This window comes from Zoogloea sp. GW822-FHT05C07 (genome assembly GCF_058800215.1).
In genome coordinates this window covers 3,691,158-3,711,533 of sequence record NZ_CM179510.1, presented here as the reverse complement: position 1 = coordinate 3,711,533, position 20,376 = coordinate 3,691,158, and the positions used below count along the sequence as shown (strand labels likewise).

Here is a 20,376-nt window from a genome sequence, read left to right as displayed (position 1 = left end):
GGGCTTGCAAGGGTCGGGACAGGGCTCAGACCGCGTAGCGGCGCAGGCGGCGGGAGAACTCTTCCAGCTGCTGGATGCCACTCTTCTCGGCGCGGGCGATCCAGTCCTGCAGCTGCTGCAGCAGCTGTTCGCGGCTGGCCGTGGAGCGCGCCCACAGGGCAGTCAACTCCTCGCGCATGGCGACGACGGTCTGCAGCCGGGCATTGCCCTGCAGCAGGGACGCCAGCCGCTTGCTTTCGTCGGCGCACAGCTGACCATCCTCGGCGGCCAGCCAGCGGCGCAGCTCCCTGACCTTCAGCGTGCCGCCGGACTGGGCCTTGAGGGCCGCGAACTCTTCCTGGGCGATGGCCTTCAGCGACCTCACATAGCGGGTCATCACGTCGTAGCGGCAGGTGATGATGGCCTGCAGCGTGTCCAGGTCGGCCAGCGCCTTGGCGGCACCGAAGCGTGGCGTCGGGATGGTCTTCTTGACGCGGGCCAGGCCGAGGATCTCGAGGGTCCGGATATACATCCAGCCGATGTCGAACTCGTACCAGCGCGCCGACAGCTTGGCCGACGTGGCAAAGCTGTGGTGGTTGTTGTGCAACTCCTCGCCACCGATCAGGATGCCCCACGGCAGCAGGTTGGTGGAGGCATCGGCGCAGTTGTAGTTGCGATAGCCCCAGAAGTGGCCCAGGCCATTGATGACGCCAGCCGCCCAGAACGGAATCCAGATCATCTGCACGCCCCACATCAGCACGCCGGGCCACACGCCGAACAGCACGATGTCGATGCCCAGCATGATCAGGATGCCGGTCTTCGGGCAGGCCGAGAACAGCTTGCGCTCTATCCAGTCGTCGGGCGTGCCATGACCGTAGCGGGCCATGGTTTCCGGGTTGCGGGACTCCTTCACGTACAGCAGCACGCCGGTCCACAACACCTTGTGGATGCCCAGGATCTGCGGGCTGTGCGGGTCTTCGGCGGTCTCGCACTTGGCGTGGTGCTTGCGGTGGATGGACGCCCACTCCTTGGTGACCATGCCGGTGGTCAGCCACAGCCAGGAGCGGAAGAACAGGGACGGCAGCGCATGCAGCTCGAGGGAGCGGTGCGCCTGATGGCGGTGCAGGAAAATCGTCACCGAGGCGATGGTGACGTGGGTCATGGCCAGGGTGATGGCGACATAGCCCCACCAAGGTAAATCGAACAGTCCGGAGAGCATCGAGGGCGACGATCCTTCGTTGGGTAGTGCGCCGATTCTAGTCGAGTCCCCATGCCAAACCAAGGTGAAAGCGGGACAAAAAGGCAAAAAAGCCCCGTGCGGGGCTTTTCAGCAACACCGAAATATGCTTGGCCACTGGCGCCCCCGTTCCCTGCCAGCCGGGGCGCATCCAATCGGCCTGCCGGCGCTCAGACGCTCGCCGGGGGCGCTACCGGGTTGAGCAGACGGACCTCCCGCTGGGGAAAGGGAATCTCGATGCCCTCCTCGCGGAAACGCCGCCACACCGCCAGGTTGATCGCAGAGCGGATGCCCAGCGTGCCCTCGTGGGGGTCCTTGATCCAGAAGCCCAGCTGCAGGTTGATGCCGTTGTCGGCGAAGGCCTCCACGAAGGCGCCCGGACCGGGGTCGTCCATCACCCGCGGCTGGAGCTTCGCAGCCTCGACGAGGATGGCCATCGCCTTCTCCAGATCGGTCGCGTAGCCGACCTGGATCGGCAGCGCGATGCGCACCTTCGGATCGGTGAAGGTCTCGTTCTGCACCACCGAACCCACCAGCGTCTCGTTCGGCACGATGGACTCGATGCCGGTCATACCCTTCAGCACTGTGTAGCGGGTGGTGATCTGGCTGACCACGCCGCGCTCGCTGCCAACCGAGATCAGGTTGCCGAGGCGGATCGAGCGGTCCAGCAGCAGGATGAAACCCGACACGTAGTTGGCGGCGATCTTCTGCATGCCGAAGCCGAGGCCAACGCCGAGCGCCCCGCCGAACACCGACAGCGCGGTGAGGTCGATCCCCACCAGCGGCAGGCCGATGGCCACCGCCAGCACGATCAGCACCGCCTTGACGAGGCGCGCGAAGACCAGCTTAAGGTTGGAGTCCAGCCCCTCGGTGTTCATCAACCGCGTCTCGACGACGCCGCCCAGCCACAGGGCCGCCAGCACCGTCAGCAGCACCGTGAGTGCCCCCTGCAGCAGCATCCACAGGTTGAGCCTGGCCTTGCCGATCGTGAAGTCGATCTGCTCCATCCCGTCGATGACCGTCGGCAGCACGCCCGTGATGTGCAGAGCCACCAGGATCCACGCCGCGAAGGCGAAGAATTTCTCGAAGGCTGCCAGCCAGGCTGCCTGTGGGAAAGCACGCTTGATGGCGTGGACGGTCAGGCGGATCGCCGCCATCGCCAGCAGCAGCGGCACCGCCAGCTTGAACAGGTTTACGTGCTGCCAGTTGCTGAGGACGATGCGCGCCATCGCCACGACCACCAGCGCGGTGACCGGAAAGATCACCCGGCGCAGGCTCTCTTCCCCTGCCCCCCGCGGGGCCTGCGGATCGGCCTGCAGACGACGTCCCAGCACGACGCGGATCTGACGGGCTACCAGGCCGGCCAGCGCCAGGCACAGGACCAGCACGCCCACCTGCCAGAACACGGTGGGTTGCTGCAGGTCGCCCCACAGGTCAGTCAGCAGATGCGCGATCTGATTCTCTTCCATCCTCTTTCCTCCGGCGTCCGGGCAGCTCGTCCAGGCTGTGCACCACCTGCGCCTCGGCGCGCTGGCGTTGCCAGTTGTCGGCATACACGCGCACCAGCGCCGGATTGCCGCGCAGCACCATCAGGTTCTCCGCGTTGGACAGTCTGGCCGCACGGGTAAAGTTGTAGGACCCGGTCGCCAGCGCGGCGCGCGACGAATCCGGGTCGAAGATCATCACCTTGTTGTGGGCGATGTTGTAGCGGGTCTCCACAGCCACCGGAATACCGGCGGCCAGCAGCGTGGGCAGCACGCTCGGCGAGGCCGGCCGGTTCATCTCCGCGTCCAGCATCACCTCGACCTTCACGCCGCGCCGGTTGGCGTCGATCAGCGCGCGGGCCAGCGGCTTGCTGGTGAATAGATAGGCTTGGACCAGAATGCGTTCCCTGGCTTCGCCAATCGCTTTCAGCAACACCGCTTCCGGATCGTTCCACGGGGAGAAGGCGATCTCCACCTTGCCCTTGGCGCTCACCGTCGTCGACGGATCCCACTCGAGGGCGCGGGCCTGCACCGCGCACAGCAGCAGCAGGCCCGCCAGCAGCGGGCGCAGCGGCATCAGGCCTTGCGCTCCAGCACCGCGGCGAAGAAGCCGTCGGTGTCGTGGGTCTGCGGGGTCAGGTGCAGTTGCTCGCCGCACTCGATGGCGACGCCCTGCTTGGCCAGCACCTCCTGCGCGTTCAGTGCCACAAAACCCTCGTTGGCGGCCAGAAAGGCGGCGACGATGGCCTCGTTCTCTTCCGGCAGCAGGCTGCAGGTGGCGTACACCAGGCGGCCGCCCGGCTTCACCAGGCGCGCCGCGCTGGCCAGGATGGCGGCCTGCTTGACGGTCAGCTCGGCCAGCGCCTCGGGGCTCTGGCGCCACTTCAGGTCGGGGTTGCGGCGCAGGGTGCCGAGGCCGCTGCACGGGGCATCCACCAGCACCCGGTCGATCTTGCCGGCAAGGCGCTTGACGCGCGGATCGTTCTCGCTGGCGATGACCACCGGATGGATGTTGGACAGGCCGGAGCGAGCCATGCGTGGCTTCAGCTTGGACAGGCGCTTGTCGGACACGTCGAAGGCGTACAGGCGGCCGGTGTTGCGCATCAACGCGCCGAGCAGCAGCGTCTTGCCGCCGGCGCCGGCACAGAAGTCGACGACCATCTCGCCGCGCTTGGGCTGCAGCAGGAAGCCCAGCAGCTGGCTACCCTCGTCCTGCACTTCGAAGCTGCCGTCGAGGAACAGCGGGTGCTTCTGCAGCGCCGGCTTGCCTTCCAGGCGCACCGCGCTGGGAGAGTAACGCCCCGGCGCACAGGCGATGCCGTCGGCCTTGAGGCGCTCGACCAGCGCGTCGCGCTCGATCTTCAGGGTGTTGGCGCGCAGATCCAGCGGCGCCGGGCGGTTGAGGCTCTGGGCCAGGGCGACGACCTGCTCGGGGCTGAGGGTAGCAAGCAGGCGCTCGGCCAGCCAGTCGGGCAGATCGGTGGACTCGGCCAGGCTCATCTCACCGACGTCGCGCCCCTTGATCTCGGTGAAGTAGTCGATGTCGCGGCCATGCAGGCCTTCGCCGAGCTGGCGCAGCGTGGTGCCTTCGACGCGGGCCAGCCAGGCCAGGATCAGCTGGCGGGTGGAGGCCTCGGGGCCGCACAGGCGTTCGAGGGTGCGCTTGCGGCGCAGCACGCCATAGACGGCCTCGGCGACGAAGGCCCGGTCCCGGGCGCCCAGTTCGCGCAGGTCCTTGAAATAGCGGGACAGCACCGAATCAGCGGGATATTCGAAGCGCAGCACGGTGCGTAGGGCCTGGCTGGCGGACTGGATCTGGGCGGGGGTGATGGTCATGGGAATTCGTTACTCTTGCTTGTGGGGGCGAGCATGCTCGCCCAATGGAGCGGACCGGGGCCGGCAAGCCGACCCCGAATTATTTATTGGATTTGCCCGGGATTTTACTGCGTGGCGTGTTTGCCGAGGTCGACACCGGTGGCGACCTGGTCGAGTACGTCACCATTCTTGTCGGTGATCTTCAGGCGTACCGGCAGGTTGGCGTAGTCGCGAGCCAGCCAGATGTCGATCTTCAGCTCGCCGCGATGGCCGGTGCTGCCCAGATGATAGGCGGACACCTTGCCGGCGGGGATGTCGAGCTCCTCGAGTCCGAGATTCTCGATCACCGAGCGCACCGCGCTCTTGCCGGTCACCACCAGCAGTTCGACGCGGGTGAAACCTTCCGGCCGCAGCGCCAGGTCGTGCATCAAGGTCAGCACGTCCTGGTCGCCTTCGACCAGCGGAAACTCCCGCCGCCGCTCGCCGGCTGTCAGCACCACCTTGCCGGCGCCCCAGTCGAAGTCGGCCTTCTCCTTCAACTGGCCGTCCCGCTCGACGGTGAACTTGTCGGGCAGCAGGCCGTTGGCGCCAATGCGCCCCTCGCTGTGCTGGATCATCTTGAAGGGCCGCAGCAGACCGATGAGGCCCGCGGTCTCAACCACCGTCTCCATCGAATAGTGGTCCTTGTCGTGGGTCCACGCGTGGGTAGTGCGGCCGATGACGAAATTGCGCTCGCCGCGGATCACGTTGTACTGGACCCGGCCGGACTTGATCCAGCCATCTCCGTAGCCCGCGCCAGGCGCCTTGCCGCTGGCCGCGTCAGCTGCGGCGGGGGTCGGCTGCTCGGGCGCCGGTTTTTCGGCCGCCGCGGCAGCGTCGGTGGCGGGCGGCGTTTCGGGGCTGGCCTCGGCGGCCCCGTGGCCCGCTTCAGGCACCGGCACCGCCTCCATCGTCGCGCCACTCTCGGCTACCGCCCGATGCGGGGCCGGCGTACGGCGCGGAGCCGGCTTGCGGGGTGCGGCTGCCGGATTCTTGTCCTCCCGCAGCGTGGGCTTAGGCAGCGGCGCCAGGCGCGCATCCAGCGGCGGCAGTACGCTGGCCTGGTCGGACGGCAAGCGCCAGGCCGGACCGATCAGCACGACCCCATGGACCAGCAGCGATACAGTGATCGCGACGGCGAGGGTCGCGCCAGCCCGGCGGAACACGGCCATGGACGGTTCTCAGGCCTCGATCGGCGGCACCGTCCAGCCGGTCGGGCCGGCCAGTTCGTCACGGACGCGGACGCCGTCGCCGGCATCGAAGCTCAGGCGCCCCTCGACGAACCAGCGCACCGCCTGCGGGTAGATGCGGTGCTCCTGCACCAGCACCCGGGCGGACAGCGTCGCTTCGTCATCGCCCGGCAGCACCGGCACGACGGCCTGGATCACGATGGGGCCACAGTCGAGGGTCGGCGTCACGAAATGGACCGTCGTGCCATGCACGCGCACGCCGGTCTCCAGCGCGCGCCGGTGGGTGTGCAGGCCCGGGAAGGACGGCAGCAGGCTCGGGTGAATGTTAAGCAGGCGGCCGGCGTAGCGGCTCACGAAGGCGTCGGTGAGCACGCGCATGAAGCCCGCCAGCACCACCAGGTCGGGCGCCAGCGCATCGATGGTGTCGGCCAGCGCGGCGTCGAAGGCCTCGCGGTCCGGGTAGGCCTTGTGATCGACGACCCGCGTCGGGATGCCGCGGTCGGCCGCGAAGCCGAGGCCGGCCGCATCCGGCCGGTTGGCGATGACGCCGACGATGCGCGCGCCGGGAATCGCGGCGGCGACGATGGCCTCCATGTTGCTGCCGCGGCCGGAAATCAGGATGACGATGTTTTTCTGCATGAAGAGTCCTCAGCTCGCCGCCCGCGCCGCCGAACGGCCGCGCAGCCAGCCGATGGCAACCGGCAGCAGCGAGATGGCGATGATGCCGAGGATCACCGCCGACAGGTTGTTCTTGACGGCCGGCAGGTTGCCGAAGCCGTAGCCGAGCCAGGTCAGCGAGAAGATCCAGATCGCGCCGCCCAGGAAGTCGAGGGCCACGAAACGCGCGTAGGTCATGCGCGCCACACCGGCCACGAAGGGCGCGAAGGTGCGCAGCAGCGGCAGGAAGCGGGCAATGATGATGGTCTTGCCGCCGTGGGATTCGAAATAGGCGTGGGTCTTGTCAAAGGCCTGGCGGTTGAAAAGGCGGGAATTCTCCCAACGGAACACCTTTGGCCCGATGGTGTGGCCGATCCAGTAGTTGGTGTTGTCGCCCAGCACCGCCGCGGCCAGCAGCACGGCGCACAGCACGCCGATGTCCATGCCGCCGGTGGCGGCCAGCGCGCCGGCCACGAAAAGCAGCGAATCGCCCGGCAGGAAGGGGAAGATCACCAGGCCGGTTTCACAGAAGATGATCAGGAACAGGATCGCGTAAATCCACGTGCCATAGTTGTTCGCCAGGTCTGCCAGATGCACATCGAGGTGCAGGACGATGTCGATGAAGGTGGTCAGGAGTTCCATTTCCGCGCCGCAAAAATAAGGTGAGACATGATACCGGAGCACGCCGGGCCCCGCTCACAGGTGCATAATCCGGGGTGTCCGTGCGGCACTGCATCATGCATGCCAAAGCACTGCATCCGGAGCCTTGCCATGTCCGTCGACCGCAATTCCGTCCCATCCTCCGACGCCGCCGATGCCGATGAGCTGGCCGACGCCCTCGCCGACACCCTCGAAGCCATCGAGTGGCTCGAACGCTTCGAGCGCCCCTACCTGCTGGCCCGCTACCAGGCCAGCCTCGGCGAGCTGGAAGTCCGCCTGCTGGGCCTCAAGGTCGAGCACCGGGCCTATCGCAGCCGCGTCGAACTCGGCCAGGCCAGGCTGCGCCGCGGCGAGCCGCTGAGCAGCCTGGCCCTGGCCGCCATCGAGCGGGCCGTGGCCTCCGAAGTGCTGGCCTGGCAGGCCCTGGAAGCCGACCATACCCGCGTGCTGGCCGACAGCCAGCGTCATCCGGGCGGCCGCCCGCCCCTCGACCCGGCCCGGGTCGCCCGCTGCCGTTCCGCCTGGCGGCGCCTGGCGCGCCACCTGCACCCGGAAATCCATCCCGACGAAGCGCTGGCCGAGCACTACTGGAGCAAGGTGGACGACGCCTACCGGGACATGAACGCCGACCTGCTCAATGTTCTGGCCCCGTTCATCGAGCGGGAAGTGACTACCACCCCGCGCCTCTTCCCGGCGGGTGCCACGACGCGCCTGAGCCACCTCCTCGACGTCCGCCGCAAGCGCCTGTCGCGCATGGGCAGCCAGGCGCCGTTCTGCTGGGCCGACGATCTCGAAGACCCGGAGTGGATCGCCGAAAAGCAGGCTGCGCTGGCGGCGGAAATCGAGACCGAGTCCGACGCCCTCGCCGCCCTCGTGCTCGAATTCGCCGGCATGTCGGCAACGGCGGTCAAGTAGGCACACGCCAACGCGCCTTCGCAGAAACCGCCGCCGTTCGCGCAGCGGTAGGCGGCAGTTCGATCACTTCCGCCTACCGGCGAAGACTCGTCAAACCGTGGGGCGAATGAACCGGCCCCACGACTTCAGCCCTTCCCGAAAATCGATCAGGCCAGCGCCTTGTCGACGATCTCCGCCACGTCGGGCGACAAGCCTTCCTCCTGCGCCAGCGTCTCGAAGGCCCCGCGGATGCGCCCCTGGATGTCCGGCGTGAACTTGCGCCAGCCTTCCAGCGAACGGGCCATGCGTGCCGCAACCTGCGGGTTGCTCTTGTTCAGCGCTTTCACCTGCTCGACCCAGAAGGCGTAGCCGGCGCCGTCGGGCCGGTGGAACTCCGCCGCGTTGGCGCGGAAGTAGCCGCCCAGCAGCGAGTACACCTTGTTGGGGTTGGACAGGCTGAAGGCCGGGTTGCCCATCAACTCGCGCACCTGCTCAAGGGTGGCCGGCGCCGCGTCGGACCAGCGCCAGGCGCTGGCCTGCAGCAGGAACCACTTGTCGAGGACCAGCGCGTCGTCCTTGTATTGCTCATGGAAGGCGGCCAGCGCAGCGAAGCGCGCCGGGGCGTCGCTCTGCACCAGCGCGGCCAGGGCACCGTAGCGCTCGGTCATGTTGCCGGCGTGCTCGAACTGCTTCTGCGCCAGATCGATGGCAGTGGCGCCGCCCCAGGCAGTCAGGTAGCGCAGGCACAGGTTGCGCAGCGCCCGCTGGCCGGCGTCGGCCGGATGGTAGCGGTAGTCACCGGCCACTTCCAGATCCAGGTAGCGGTCGAGGAAATCGGCCTGCATCGCGTGGCCCAGCTCGCGCATCAGGTGCATCAGCGCGGCGCGCAGCGGCGCCGGGTCGGCCTGCGGCATGCGTTCGAGCAGATAGGCCTCGGCCGGCAATGCAAGAATCTCGGCAAGGAAGGCCGGGTCGAGGGATTCACTGACCAGCAGCGCGCGGAAGGCATGGCCGAAGGCCTGCGGCACGTCCAGCTTTCGGCCGGCGGCGGCGTCGGCGGCCAGTGCCAGGATCACCCGCTCCATGTAGCGCTGGGCGGCGTCCCAGCGGTTGAAGGGATCGCTGTCGTGGGCCATGCGGAAGGCCAACCGCGCGTCGTCCTCGTCGAGCTCGAGGATCACCGGCGCCGAGAAACCGCGCAGGATCGACGGCACCGGCTCGGCGGCGAGGCCGGTGAAGCGCCAGCTCTGGCTGGCCTCCTTCAGCTCGAGGATGCGCGTGGCGTCGCCGGCACGGCCCTCGCCTTCCAGCTGCAGCGTCAGATCCTTGCCGTCCGGGCCGATCAGGCCGATGGCCACCGGGATGTGCAGCGGCAGCTTGTCCGCCTGACCCGGAGTGTGCGGGGTGCGCTGGCTGAGGGTCAGCGTGTAGCTGCCGTCGGCCGCATCGAAAACGCCTTCGGCCTTGAGGCGCGGCGTGCCGGCCTGGCTGTACCAGCGCATGAAGAGGTCCAGGTCCGCACCGTTGGCTTCCGCCATGCAGCCGACGAAGTCGTCGCAAGTCACCGCCTGGCCGTCGTGATAGGAGAAGTACAAATCCATGCCGTTGCGGAAACCCTCCTTGCCGAGCAGGGTGTGCAGCATGCGGATGACTTCGGAGCCCTTCTCATACACCGTGGCGGTGTAGAAGTTGTTGATCTCCTGGTAGCTGTCCGGGCGGATCGGGTGGGCCATCGGGCCGGCATCCTCCGGGAACTGGGCACTGCGCAGCACGCGCACGTTGGCGATGCGCGTCACCGCCCGGGCCGAGGCCGCCGCCGCGGGCGAATCCGACGCGCGGGCCAGCATGTCCGCCGAGAACTGCTGGTCGCGGAAGACTGTGAGGCCTTCCTTCAGGGTCAGCTGGAACCAGTCGCGACAGGTCACCCGGTTGCCGGTCCAGTTGTGGAAGTACTCGTGGGCGACGACGCTCTCGACGTTCTCGTAATCCACGTCGGTGCCGCTCTGCGGGTTGGCCAAGACGTACTTGGTGTTGAAGATGTTGAGACCCTTGTTCTCCATCGCGCCCATGTTGAAGTCGGACACGGCGACGATCATGAAACGGTCCAGGTCGAGCTCCAGCCCGAAGGTCTCCTCGTCCCAGCGCATCGAGTGGACCAGCGAGTCCATCGCGTGATCGACGCGGTCCAGGTCGCGCGCCTCGACCCACACCTGCAGCAGCACTTCGCGGCCGGACATCGTGGTGACGCGACGCTCCAGCGCCTTCAGGTCGGCGGCCACCAGCGCGAACAGGTAAGACGGTTTCAGGAACGGATCTTCCCAGCGGGCGAAGTGGCGGCCGTTGGGAAGGCTGCCGGTCTCCAGCAGGTTGCCGTTCGACAGCAGCACCGGGCACAAGGCCGCGTCGGCCTCCAGGCGCACGGTGTAACGCGCCATCACATCCGGACGGTCGGGGAAATAGGTGATGCGGCGGAAGCCCTCAGCCTCACACTGGGTGTAGTAGCCGCCCCGCGACTGGTACAGGCCCGACAGGGTCAGGTTGGCCGACGGGTCGATGCGCGTGACGATCTCCAGCGCCACGCTGTCCGCATCCACGTCGATCTCCAGGCCGTCGCTGGTCTCGCGGAGTTGGCCGGGCGCCGGCTCGGCACCGTCAATGCGCACCGACATCAGGCTCAGGCCGTCGCCGAGCAGCACGATGGGGCCGGCAGCGGCATCCGGATTGCGCACGCAGCGCATGCGATTGGTGACGACGGTGGCCTGAGCTTCGAGGACGAAATCCAGGTCGACGGTTTCAACGCCGTAGGCGAGCGGCTGGTAAGCCTCGCGACGGATGGGTGAGCCGTTGGGGGTACGCATTGGATGTCCTTAGTGTTGTCTTCGCGAAAGCAGGGATTCTAGCCCGGCGGCCGTGACGGCCGGCGTATCAATCGACGAATCGGGAAAGGGCGCGCGGCGGCGTTCCCGGGCCGGTTTCTTCCTGAGACGCGTCGGCCGGCGAAAGATTCGACAGCGGACCGGAACGGTGCCAAAGTTCCGCCCCAATCCGCCTTCCGCCTTGCCGCCGCAAGCCTTCGCTTCATGTACTCGCCGCTGATCCCCGCCACCCTCGTCCGTGCCGCCGACGGCATGCCCGACTCGCCCGCCTTCGACGACGTCTATCACACCACCGCCGGCGGCCTCGGCCAGGCGCAGCATGTCTTCCTGGCCGGCAACGCGCTGCCGGCGCGCTGGCAGGGACGGGAGCGCTTCACCATCGTCGAGGCCGGCTTCGGCCTCGCGCTCAGCTTCCTGGCCACCTGGGCCGCGTGGCGGAATGACCCAGCCCGCTGCGCGCGCCTGCACTTCGTCTCCACCGAGAAACATCCCTTCCAGGCCGACGACCTGGCCGAGCTGCACAAGGCCTGGCCCGAACTCGCACCGCTGGCTGACGAGTTGCGCCGCCACTGGCCACCGCTGGTGCCGGGCTTCCACCGCATCCACCTGGACACCGGGCGCGTCACGCTGACGCTGATCTTCGGCGACGCGCTAACCACGCTGCCGCAGCTGGAAGCCCGGGCCGACGCCTTCTACCTGGACAGTTTCCCGCCGGCCAACAACCCGGACCTGTTGTCACAAGCGCTCTATGCCCAGCTCGCCCGCCTGGCCGCCCCCGGCGCCACGCTGGCCACCCGCTCGGTGACCGGCGATGTGCGCCGCGGCCTGCAGGAAGCAGGCTTCACGCTGGAACAACGCGCCGGCTTTGACGGCAAGCACGAGATGCTGAGCGGCCACTTCACCGAAGGCCCGGCGAACGCAGCACCGTTGCCCCCCCGCCACGCGCTGGTGATCGGCGCCGGCGTGGCCGGCACGTCCATCGCCGAGCGCCTGGCTGCCCGCGGCTGGCGCATCACCGTCGTCGACGAGGCCGCCGGCCCCGGCAACGGCGCTTCCGGCAACAAGGCCGGCGTGTTCCGCCCGCTGCCGAGCCTGGACGACAACCGCCTGGCCCGCATCACCCGCGCCGGTTTCCTGTACGGCCGCCACCACCTGGAGGCGCTGGCCGAAGCCGGCCACGCTGCGCACTGGTCGCCCTGCGGCGTACTGCACCTGGCCCGCGACGCCAAGCAGGAAGGCAAGCAGAAGGCGGTCGTGGATACCCAGACCCCGCCCACCGATTACCTGCGCTTCGTGGACAAGGACGAAGCCGCCCGAATCGTCGGCTGGCCAGTGGAGCTGGGTGGCTGGTGGTTCCCCAAGGGTGGCTGGATCCAGCCGCCGACGCTGTGCGCCGCCAACCTCGCGGCCGCTGGCGGTGCCGTCGAAACCCGCTTCGGGCAGCAAGTGGCGCGCCTCGAACGCCAGGGCGACGCGTGGATCGCCTTCGACCCGGCCGGCGCGGAGATCGCCCGCGCCCCGGTGGCGATCCTCGCCAACGGTGTCGGCATCCGCGCCCTGCCCCAGGCCGCCACGTTGCCGGTGCGTCCGGCCCGCGGCCAGGTTTCCCACCTGCCCGCCGCGGCCGGCAGCCCGCCGAACGTGGTGGTGTGCCGCCTCGGCTACGTGAGCCCGGAAGTGGACGGCCTGCGCTGCGCCGGCGCCACATTCCTGGCCGACGACGATGGCACCGAGCTGCGCGAGGCCGAGCACCGGGAAAACCTCACCAAGCTGGACTTCATCCTGCCCGGCTACGCCGCAGCCTACGATCCGTCCCAACTCGGCGGCCGTGTCGGCTTCCGCCCGGCCTCGCCGGACCGCCTGCCGATGGTCGGCGCCATCCCGGCCGTCGCGCATGCCGAACGGACCACGCCCCTCACCGACATCCCGCGTCAGCCGGGCCTGTTTGCGGTATCCGGCTTCGGCGCCCGCGGCCTGGTGTGGGCCAGCCTCATCGGCGAGCTGCTGGCCAGCCAGCTCGACGGCGATCCGCTGCCGCTGGAGCGCGAGCTGGTGGACGCCCTCGACCCGGCCCGCTATCTGCTCAAACCGCCCCGCCCCGGTGCGGGTGGCGAGGAGTAAGGACTTTCACGACTTTTGTAAGCGGCGGTTGCAGATGTCACCCCCAGCCGGCCTGCGGCGTTAATCTCCTCATTCATTGAGGAGAACACGCATGAGCACCAGTCCTTCACGCACGCCGCTGCACCCGATGATGTGGGTGGCAGCTGCCTCCGTCACCGTGCTGAGCCTCGCCGGCGTTGCCAAACTGACCGGCCTGCTGCCCGACACCTCCCACGCGCCAGTCGCTGCACCGGAAACCGTCGCCAGCGCTCCGACAATGACGCCAGCGGCGCCCATCGCAGCGCCGACCGCAAGCCCGAGCCCGGCCACCGAACCGGCTCCGCTCGCCAGCGCCCAGCCGCAGGCCGCTGAGCCCGCTCCGGCGCCCAAACAGGCTGAGCGTCACGAAGCGCCTCGGGTGGCCGCCAAGCCCGCTAAGGAACACACCAAACACCAGGTCGCCTCGACAACGCCGGCCACCGCCAGCAATCCGCCACCCGCCGACGCGGTGCCGGCGCCCCCGCCGGCCGGCGCCGGTCCGGCCCGCAAGGTCATCGAAAACCCACCGCCGGCCATCTGCCATGAATGCGGCGTGATCGAGAACGTCGAGGCGATCCAGCAGAAGGGTGAAGGCTCAGGTATTGGCGCCGTCGGCGGCGCGATCCTCGGCGGCGTGCTCGGCAACCAGGTCGGCGAAGGCTCCGGCAAGAAGCTGGCGCGTATCGGCGGTGCAGTGCTCGGCGGTTTCGCCGGCAACGAAGTCGAGCGTCGCGCCCGTACCGTCAGCCACTACCAGGTCACCGTACGCATGGACGACGGCACTCGCCGCGTGATCACCGAACAGAACGCCCCGAGCTGGCGCGTCGGTGATGCGGTGCGCGTCCGCAACGGCGAGATCGTCGGGGCCGGCCAGGCCGCATCGGGCCGCAGCAGCGACTTTTAAGACGGCAACGGCGGGAGCCACGCAGCACCTCCCGTCAAACTGAAAGACCAAAGCACAACGGCCCCCGGCGAAGCACTCGCCGGGGGCCGTTGCATTCAGGGGGCGCGAAAACCGCCCCATGCTTCCCGCGGGATTACAGCGCCCGGTCGAGGCGCGCCAGCACCAGCTCGCGGCCCATGGTTTCCAGCACCGCGTCGATGGACGGGGTCTGCGGCTGGCCGAGCAGCACCACGCGCAGCGGGATCGCCACATGGGGCATCTTCATGCCGTGCTCGGTGCAGGTTTCCTTGATCGCGGCGCTCAGCGCGGCCTTTTCCCAGGTCGCTCCGGCCAGCTTGCCACGCAGCGTCGCCAGCGCCGTACGGGCGGCGTCGGTGAGGTGCTGGGCAAGCGACTCAGGCGCCACGTGCAGGTCGGTGTAGAAGGGCTCGATGGCATCGGCCAGCTCGTTGAGCGTACTGACGCGGTCCTTGTACAGCGCGATCAGGGCGTCCAGAGCCGGACCGGCCTCCGGATCCACCTCGCGGCGGGCCAGGCGGCGGGACACGTCGGCGGCCAGCACGCCGTTGTCGGCCTGCTTGATGTAGTGGGCGTTCAGCCAGTTCAGCTTCTCGGTGTTGAACTGGGCGGCGGACGGCGTGATGTGGTCGAGGTCGAACCATTCCACCAGCTGAGCGCGGGAGAAGATCTCGTCGTCGCCGTGGCTCCAGCCCAGGCGGGCCAGGTAGTTGATGACTGCGTCCGGCAGGTAGCCGTCGTCGTCGTACTGGGTGACGCTGACCGCGCCGTGGCGCTTGGACAGCTTCTGGCCGTCGTCGCCGAGGATCATCGACAGGTGGGCGTATTGCGGCACTTCGGCGCCCAGTGCCTTGAGGATGTTGATCTGGCGCGGCGTGTTGTTCACGTGGTCGTCACCGCGAATGACCTGGGTGATGCCCATATCCCAATCGTCCACCACCACGCAGAAGTTGTAGGTCGGCGTGCCGTCCGGACGAGCGATGATCAGGTCGTCCATCTCGGCATTGGCAATCTCGATGCGCCCCTTGACCAGGTCGTCCCAGGCAACGACGCCATCGGTGGGGTTCCTGAAACGGATCACCGGCTCCACGCCAGCCGGCGGCTGGGGCAGCACCTTGCCCGCTTCGGGACGCCAGCGGCCGTCGTAGCGCGGCTTTTCGCCGCGGGCCCGCTGGGCCTCGCGCAGTGCATCGAGTTCTTCGGAGGACATGTAGCACGGGTAGGCCGTACCGGCAGCCAGCATTTCCTGGACGACCACCTTGTAGCGTTCCATGCGCTGCATCTGGTAGAACGGACCTTCGTCCCATTCGAGGCCGAGCCAGTTCATGCCGTCGAGGATTGCCTGCACCGCCTCGGGGGTGGAGCGGGCCACGTCGGTGTCCTCGATGCGCAGCACGAAGGTGCCGCCATGGCGGCGCGCAAATGCCCACGAGAACAGCGCCGTGCGCGCCCCCCCGATATGCAGGAAGCCGGTGGGGCTGGGGGCGAAACGGGTACGGACGGTAGAAGCCATGACGTCAATCCGGGAAAGCTTAAAACCCGGCATTTTACGCACAGCGCACGGTCGGGACCAAAGTTCCCGACCGTCTGGCGGGGATCAGATCGCCGCTTCGTTGGTCTCGCCGGTACGGATGCGCACGACCTGCTCGACGGGCATCACGAAAATCTTGCCGTCGCCGATCTTGCCGGTGCGGGCGGCCTTGATGATGGCATCCACGGCCTGGTCGAGCACGTCGGTGGCGACGACCACCTCGATCTTGATCTTCGGCAGAAAATCCACCACGTATTCGGCGCCGCGGTACAGCTCGGTGTGGCCCTTCTGGCGACCGAAACCCTTCACCTCGGTGACGGTCAGGCCGGTGATGCCCACTTCGGACAGGGCTTCGCGCACTTCGTCGAGCTTGAAGGGCTTGATGACGGCTTCGATCTTCTTCATATACGGTCTCCTTGGAACGGTCCGGCATTCTAGCCGGAATATCCGGCCCTCCGCGGGCCGGGCTCTGTCAGGCATCCCTGTATCGGGAGGTGATGGGGTAACGCCAGTCCTTGCCGAAGCCGCGCTGGGTCACGCGGATACCGATCGGCGCCTGGCGGCGCTTGTACTCATTGCGCCGCAGCATGGCGACCGCGCGATACACCTCCGCTTCGGCATAGCCACGGGCGACGATCTCGTGGGGCGACAAGTCTTCTTCCATGTAGGCGGCGATGATCGCGTCCAGCACTTCGTAGGGCGGCAGGGAATCCTGGTCGCACTGGTCGGGCTTCAGCTCGGCTGAGGGCGGCCGGGTCAGGATGTTGTCGGGGATCACCGGGCCGTCCGGCTGGGCGTTGCGCCAGGCGCACAGGCGATAGACGAAGGTCTTGTAGATGTCCTTGATGACCGCGAAACCGCCGGCCATGTCGCCGTACAGCGTGGCGTAGCCGGTGGCCATCTCGCTCTTGTTGCCGGTGGTCAGGACGATGGAGCCGGTCTTGTTGGACAGGGCCATCAGGATCATGCCGCGGATCCGCGCCTGCAGGTTCTCCTCGGTGGTATCCGCCGCCAGACCGGCAAACTGCGGCGCCAGCAGCGTGGCGAAGGTCTGCATCGCCGGTTCGATGGCGATCTCGTCGTAGCGCACGCCGATGCGGCGGATCATCTCGCGGGAATCGTCCAAGCTCATCTGCGCGGTGTAGGGCGATGGCATCATCACCGCGCGGACGCGCTCGGCACCCAACGCATCGACAGCGATCGCCAGCGTCAGCGCCGAATCGACACCGCCGGACAGGCCGATGATCGCGCCGGGAAAACCGTTCTTGCCCAGATAATCGCGCACGCCTAGGACCAGCGCCTCATAGACGTCGGCCTCGACCGGACGCACCGCTGGCACGCTGCCGCCCTGCCAGGCGCCGTCGGCAAACGGCAGCAGGTGGAGTTCCTCGGCGAAGACCTTGCCCTGCCAGGCCAGCGTGCCGTCCCGGTCGAGGGCGAAGGAGCCGCCGTCGAAGACCAGCTCATCCTGCCCACCGACCAGGTTGCAATACACCACCGGCAGGCCGGTATCGGCGATGCGCTCGCGCAGAACCTCGTAGCGCAGCGCCTGCTTGTTCATGTGGAAGGGCGACGCGTTGAGGACCAGCAGCACCTCGGCCCCGGCCCCGCGGGCCACGTCGGCAGCGCCGGACTCCCACACGTCGGCGCAGATATTGACGCCGACCTTGACGCCCTTCAGATCAAAGACACACGCCTCGGTGCCGGCCTCGAAGTAGCGCTCTTCGTCGAACACCTCGTAGTTGGGCAGACGATGCTTGAAATAGGTGGCGACGACGCGGCCGTCCTGGATCACCGCGGCGGCGTTGTAGCGCTTGCCGTCGGCCACTGCCGGGTAGCCGACCAGCGCCGTGATGCCGCGCACCTCGACGGCCAGCTCGGCCAGCGTGTCGGCGCAGGCCTCGAGGAAGGCCGGCCGCAGCAGCAGGTCTTCGGCCGGATAGCCGCACAGGGCCAGCTCGGGGGTCAGCACCACGTCGGCGCCCGCAGCCTTGGCCCGGGTCACCGCATCCAGGATCCGGCGCGCATTGCCGGAGAGGTCGCCCACGACACTATTGAGCTGGGCGACAGCGACGGTAAGAGGGGTTTTCATGGGCGACACTATAACCCCGAAGCCGCCTGCCACGAAGCCGCCGCCCGCCGCACGGGCAGCCACAGGCCCGCTCCGTGCTTGTATGCTGCCGCCACGCGCTCCGGAGCCTTTCATGCCGACTTTCCGCCTGCATCCAGCCCTCACCGAAATCCCCGCCGACCAATGGGACGCCCTCGCCGGCGAACAACCCAGTCTGTCCCATGCCTTCCTGTCCGCGCTGGAAGACAGCGCCTGTGTGACGCCCCGCTCCGGCTGGGGGCCACGCCACGCGGCCCTGTGGGAAGGCGAGCGGCTGCTCGCTGCGATGCCCCTGTACCTGAAGAGCCATTCCTACGGCGAATACGTGTTCGACTGGGCCTGGGCCGACGCCTACCAGCGCCACGGCCTCGACTACTACCCAAAATGGCTGGCCGCCGTGCCCTTCACGCCGGTGCCGGGCCGGCGCATCCTCGGCCACAACGAAGCAGCCCGCCGCCTGCTGCTGGCCCTGCTGCTCGACGAGGTGCGCGCGTCAGGCGCCTCATCCCTGCATGTGCTGTTCCCCACCGACGAGGAAAGCGCGTGGCTGGCGGAAGCCGGGCTGGAAATCCGCCACGGCGTGCAGTTCCACTGGCGCAATGCCGGCTACCGGGACTTCGACGACTTCCTGGCCCAGCTGGCCCAGCCCAAGCGCAAGAAGATCCGCCAGGAGCGGCGCAAGGTAATGGATGCCGGCATCGACTTCCGCATCCTGCGCGGCCAGGAGATCGGTGCCAAGGAGTGGGCCTTCTTCCACGCCTGCTACCGCCGCACCTACGCCGAACACGCCTCCACGCCCTACCTGAACCCGGCCTTCTTCACCGCCCTCGGACAGCGGAACCCAGACGCCTGCGTGCTGATGATCGCCGAGCGGGCCGGTACACCGCTCGCGGCCAGCTTCTTCCTGCGCGACGCGGACGCCCTCTACGGGCGCTACTGGGGCGCCGTCGAGTTCGTGCCCTGCCTGCACTTCGAGACCTGTTACTACCAGGCCATCGACTACGCGATCCGCGAAGGCCTGGCCCGCTTCGAAGGCGGCGCCCAGGGCGAGCACAAGCTGTCCCGCGGGCTGGAGCCGGTGCGCACCACCTCCGCCCACTGGATCGCCGACCCGCGCTTCCGCGACGCGGTGGCGCGCTTCCTGGCCCAGGAACGGGGGGGAATGGACGCCTACCTGGACGAGCTGTCGGAACGCCTGCCCTTCCGCGACCGGAGCTGAGCCCCGGTCGACGGAATCAAGCCCCGCTCAGGACTCGGCGGGCTCCTTTCTGGCCCGGGGCGTCCGCCCCGCACGCGGCTCCTTCCGCGCCTCGACGGCCGCGTCAAGGTGGCGCTCTACGTCGAAGGCCAGCGCCAGCGCGCCTTCGCGGGCATAGGCCTGGTGGTTGCCCTCGATGTCTTTCAGCTTGTAGAGGTAGTTCACCATCAGGCCGCAGGACTGGCGCAGCCCCCGCGCCGACACGTCGCCCAGCCAGTTGATGCGGCCGAGGCTGGCGCCGTTGGAGAAATGGAAGCGCCCGACCGGGTCGAGGGGATGCTTGCCGCTCTTCTCGCGAGTCAGGTAATACGTGCATTCGCCCTTCAGCCAGGCCTGCAGCGATGCCGACGGCGACTGGCTGCCGGCGATCTCGGCACCGACACAGTCGAGCACCGCGGCGACGCCGCTCTTGCCGGTGCCATCCAGCAGCGTGCCGACATCGGCCGGGATGCGCGCCACATAAGCCGGCTCGGCCAGGCGCTTGTCCAGCCAGCGGTTGAAGCCCGGCACCGGCGACAAGGTCGCGAAGCTGCGCAGGCGCGGAAACTCCTGCAACAGTTGCTGCACGACCCGCTTGATCAGGAACTCGCCCATGCTCACGCCACGCAGGCCGCTCTGCGCATTGGAGATGGAATAGAAGATCGCGGTGGTCGCCGCTTCCGGGTCGAGGGTCGGCTGGCTCTCGTCGAGCAGGGTCTGCACCTTGTCGGCGATGTCGCACACCAGCGCCACCTCGACGAAGATCAGCGGCTCCGACGGCATGCGGCCATGGAAGAAGGCGTAGCAGCGGCGGTCGGAATCCAGCCGGTTGCGCAGGTCGCTCCACGACTTGATCTCATGCACCGCCTCGTAGCGGATCAGCTTTTCGAGCAGCGACGCCGGCGACTCCCAGCCCACCCGCTGCAGCTCCAGAAAGCCCGCATCGAACCAATTGACGAACAGGTGCAGCAGATCCTGGTCGAGCCCCGGACAGGCATCCACGCCTAGGCGCAGCAGGTCGGCGCGCAGGTCCACCAGCGCATGCACGCCGTGGGGCAGCAGGTTGAACTGGCGCAGGATGCGCAGCCGCGGCGACTCCAGGCTGGCGCTCAGGCGCCCTTCGGCGCGGGCCCGCTCGGCCGGGCTGGCGGCCGTCATGTAGGCCTCGATGGCGCGCCGGACGTCCACCTCCACCGGCCCGTAATCCGCCTCCAGACGCCCCAGAAAGGCGCGCCGGTCGTCGTCGCCGGCGGCCAGGTAAAAGGCCAGCAAATGCCCCATGCGCTCACGGGCGCGGGCCTCGCCGTCGTAGTCGCCGGCCGCCGCCGTCAACAGATCCTCGACACGCCGCCAGCTGCGGGCCGGCACGGCCTCGGCCTGCGGAACCGGCGCCTGCGCCTCTTCCCGCCCGCGTACCAGGCGCCGCCACAGCCCCGCCATCGAGGCGCCCAGCCCGCGGCCGCCTTCCGCCACATTGTTGTCCGGTGATCCCATTGCCGTCTCCTTCCTCGAACGAATCCCTGCACTCGGGCCTTGCCTGCCCGCGCCTGCGTGGCAGGCAAGGCCCGGATCTTCCTTTCAAGGATGACCGACGCCAGCGGTCGTC

16 protein-coding genes are annotated in these 20,376 nt (G+C 68.3%); 4 read left to right on the top strand and 12 right to left on the bottom strand.

Annotated features, from left to right (window positions below):
- Positions 1–25 precede the first annotated feature (25 nt).
- The 7 genes from AC3QL2_RS17165 to AC3QL2_RS17135 form a co-directional block, all read right to left on the bottom strand.
- Positions 26–1,198, bottom strand: coding sequence for a DesA family fatty acid desaturase (locus AC3QL2_RS17165; RefSeq protein WP_493235033.1), 1,173 nt, complete (start codon positions 1,196–1,198; stop codon positions 26–28).
- 188 nt (positions 1,199–1,386) lie between these two features.
- Complete coding sequence (locus AC3QL2_RS17160; RefSeq protein ID WP_493235032.1) at positions 1,387–2,685, bottom strand: mechanosensitive ion channel family protein; 1,299 nt, start codon at positions 2,683–2,685, stop codon at positions 1,387–1,389.
- On the bottom strand, positions 2,651–3,277 hold the full coding sequence (locus tag AC3QL2_RS17155; protein WP_493235030.1) for a phospholipase D family nuclease: 627 nt from the start codon (positions 3,275–3,277) through the stop codon (positions 2,651–2,653). The genes AC3QL2_RS17160 and AC3QL2_RS17155 overlap by 35 nt, the downstream gene beginning before the upstream one ends.
- The gene (locus AC3QL2_RS17150) at positions 3,277–4,536 is read right to left on the bottom strand and encodes an RsmB/NOP family class I SAM-dependent RNA methyltransferase (protein WP_493235029.1); all 1,260 of its coding nucleotides are present in this window, start codon (positions 4,534–4,536) and stop codon (positions 3,277–3,279) included. The genes AC3QL2_RS17155 and AC3QL2_RS17150 overlap by 1 nt, the downstream gene beginning before the upstream one ends.
- Before the next feature lie 104 nt (positions 4,537–4,640).
- Positions 4,641–5,726 carry a DUF3108 domain-containing protein gene (locus tag AC3QL2_RS17145; protein ID WP_493235028.1) on the bottom strand — a complete coding sequence of 362 codons (1,086 nt, stop codon included), beginning with the start codon at positions 5,724–5,726 and terminating at the stop codon, positions 4,641–4,643.
- Positions 5,727–5,735: 9 nt separating this feature from the next.
- Complete coding sequence (purN, locus tag AC3QL2_RS17140; protein ID WP_493235026.1) at positions 5,736–6,383, bottom strand: phosphoribosylglycinamide formyltransferase; 648 nt, start codon at positions 6,381–6,383, stop codon at positions 5,736–5,738.
- 9 nt (positions 6,384–6,392) lie between these two features.
- A complete protein-coding gene (locus AC3QL2_RS17135; RefSeq protein ID WP_493235025.1) occupies positions 6,393–7,043 on the bottom strand; it encodes a DedA family protein in 651 nt (216 codons plus the stop codon).
- 129 nt (positions 7,044–7,172) lie between these two features.
- Here AC3QL2_RS17135 and AC3QL2_RS17130 point away from each other — a divergent pair, with 129 nt between their 5' ends.
- Positions 7,173–7,976 (top strand): hypothetical protein, encoded by an 804-nt coding sequence (locus AC3QL2_RS17130; protein ID WP_493235023.1) that lies wholly within the window; start codon positions 7,173–7,175, stop codon positions 7,974–7,976.
- 146 nt (positions 7,977–8,122) lie between these two features.
- Here the strand turns inward: AC3QL2_RS17130 and pepN are convergent, their stop codons facing one another.
- A complete protein-coding gene (pepN, locus tag AC3QL2_RS17125) occupies positions 8,123–10,813 on the bottom strand; it encodes an aminopeptidase N (protein WP_493235022.1) in 2,691 nt (896 codons plus the stop codon).
- A 222-nt stretch (positions 10,814–11,035) separates the two neighbouring features.
- Between pepN and mnmC the strand changes: the two genes are divergently transcribed.
- Together mnmC and AC3QL2_RS17115 are read left to right on the top strand one after the other, a co-directional pair.
- On the top strand, positions 11,036–12,952 hold the full coding sequence (mnmC, locus tag AC3QL2_RS17120; RefSeq protein WP_493235020.1) for a bifunctional tRNA (5-methylaminomethyl-2-thiouridine)(34)-methyltransferase MnmC2/FAD-dependent 5-carboxymethylaminomethyl-2-thiouridine(34) oxidoreductase MnmC1: 1,917 nt from the start codon (positions 11,036–11,038) through the stop codon (positions 12,950–12,952).
- Positions 12,953–13,043: 91 nt separating this feature from the next.
- On the top strand, positions 13,044–13,874 hold the full coding sequence (locus AC3QL2_RS17115; protein WP_493235019.1) for an outer membrane lipoprotein: 831 nt from the start codon (positions 13,044–13,046) through the stop codon (positions 13,872–13,874).
- Between the two features lie 133 nt (positions 13,875–14,007).
- On the opposite strand, the gene gltX is transcribed toward AC3QL2_RS17115, so the two are convergent.
- The 3 genes from gltX to AC3QL2_RS17100 all read right to left on the bottom strand — a co-directional run bounded on the left by gltX (position 14,008) and on the right by AC3QL2_RS17100 (position 17,515).
- Positions 14,008–15,405, bottom strand: a complete 1,398-nt coding sequence (gltX, locus tag AC3QL2_RS17110) for a glutamate--tRNA ligase (RefSeq protein ID WP_493235017.1) — start codon at positions 15,403–15,405, stop codon at positions 14,008–14,010.
- An 84-nt stretch (positions 15,406–15,489) separates the two neighbouring features.
- The gene (locus AC3QL2_RS17105) at positions 15,490–15,828 is read right to left on the bottom strand and encodes a P-II family nitrogen regulator (RefSeq protein WP_079432897.1); all 339 of its coding nucleotides are present in this window, start codon (positions 15,826–15,828) and stop codon (positions 15,490–15,492) included.
- A gap of 67 nt (positions 15,829–15,895) precedes the next feature.
- Positions 15,896–17,515, bottom strand: coding sequence for an NAD+ synthase (locus AC3QL2_RS17100; RefSeq protein WP_493235016.1), 1,620 nt, complete (start codon positions 17,513–17,515; stop codon positions 15,896–15,898).
- A 112-nt stretch (positions 17,516–17,627) separates the two neighbouring features.
- On the opposite strand from AC3QL2_RS17100, the gene AC3QL2_RS17095 reads away from it, so the two are divergent.
- Positions 17,628–18,752 carry a GNAT family N-acetyltransferase gene (locus AC3QL2_RS17095; protein WP_493235014.1) on the top strand — a complete coding sequence of 375 codons (1,125 nt, stop codon included), beginning with the start codon at positions 17,628–17,630 and terminating at the stop codon, positions 18,750–18,752.
- 27 nt (positions 18,753–18,779) lie between these two features.
- On the opposite strand, the gene AC3QL2_RS17090 is transcribed toward AC3QL2_RS17095, so the two are convergent.
- Positions 18,780–20,264 (bottom strand): malonyl-CoA decarboxylase, encoded by a 1,485-nt coding sequence (locus AC3QL2_RS17090; protein ID WP_493235013.1) that lies wholly within the window; start codon positions 20,262–20,264, stop codon positions 18,780–18,782.
- Positions 20,265–20,376 lie beyond the last annotated feature (112 nt).

Excerpts from the sequence above, each read along its gene's own strand:
- AC3QL2_RS17165 (WP_493235033.1), bottom strand. The coding sequence starts at position 1,198 with ATGCTCTCCGGACTGTTCGATTTACCTTGGTGGGGCTATGTCGCCATC.
- AC3QL2_RS17160 (WP_493235032.1), bottom strand. The coding sequence starts at position 2,685 with ATGGAAGAGAATCAGATCGCGCATCTGCTGACTGACCTGTGGGGCGAC.
- AC3QL2_RS17155 (WP_493235030.1), bottom strand. The coding sequence starts at position 3,277 with ATGCCGCTGCGCCCGCTGCTGGCGGGCCTGCTGCTGCTGTGCGCGGTG.
- AC3QL2_RS17150 (WP_493235029.1), bottom strand. The coding sequence starts at position 4,536 with ATGACCATCACCCCCGCCCAGATCCAGTCCGCCAGCCAGGCCCTACGC.
- AC3QL2_RS17145 (WP_493235028.1), bottom strand. The coding sequence starts at position 5,726 with ATGGCCGTGTTCCGCCGGGCTGGCGCGACCCTCGCCGTCGCGATCACT.
- purN (WP_493235026.1), bottom strand. The coding sequence starts at position 6,383 with ATGCAGAAAAACATCGTCATCCTGATTTCCGGCCGCGGCAGCAACATG.
- AC3QL2_RS17135 (WP_493235025.1), bottom strand. The coding sequence starts at position 7,043 with ATGGAACTCCTGACCACCTTCATCGACATCGTCCTGCACCTCGATGTG.
- AC3QL2_RS17130 (WP_493235023.1), top strand. The coding sequence starts at position 7,173 with ATGTCCGTCGACCGCAATTCCGTCCCATCCTCCGACGCCGCCGATGCC.
- pepN (WP_493235022.1), bottom strand. The coding sequence starts at position 10,813 with ATGCGTACCCCCAACGGCTCACCCATCCGTCGCGAGGCTTACCAGCCG.
- mnmC (WP_493235020.1), top strand. The coding sequence starts at position 11,036 with ATGTACTCGCCGCTGATCCCCGCCACCCTCGTCCGTGCCGCCGACGGC.
- AC3QL2_RS17115 (WP_493235019.1), top strand. The coding sequence starts at position 13,044 with ATGAGCACCAGTCCTTCACGCACGCCGCTGCACCCGATGATGTGGGTG.
- gltX (WP_493235017.1), bottom strand. The coding sequence starts at position 15,405 with ATGGCTTCTACCGTCCGTACCCGTTTCGCCCCCAGCCCCACCGGCTTC.
- AC3QL2_RS17105 (WP_079432897.1), bottom strand. The coding sequence starts at position 15,828 with ATGAAGAAGATCGAAGCCGTCATCAAGCCCTTCAAGCTCGACGAAGTG.
- AC3QL2_RS17100 (WP_493235016.1), bottom strand. The coding sequence starts at position 17,515 with ATGAAAACCCCTCTTACCGTCGCTGTCGCCCAGCTCAATAGTGTCGTG.
- AC3QL2_RS17095 (WP_493235014.1), top strand. The coding sequence starts at position 17,628 with ATGCCGACTTTCCGCCTGCATCCAGCCCTCACCGAAATCCCCGCCGAC.
- AC3QL2_RS17090 (WP_493235013.1), bottom strand. The coding sequence starts at position 20,264 with ATGGGATCACCGGACAACAATGTGGCGGAAGGCGGCCGCGGGCTGGGC.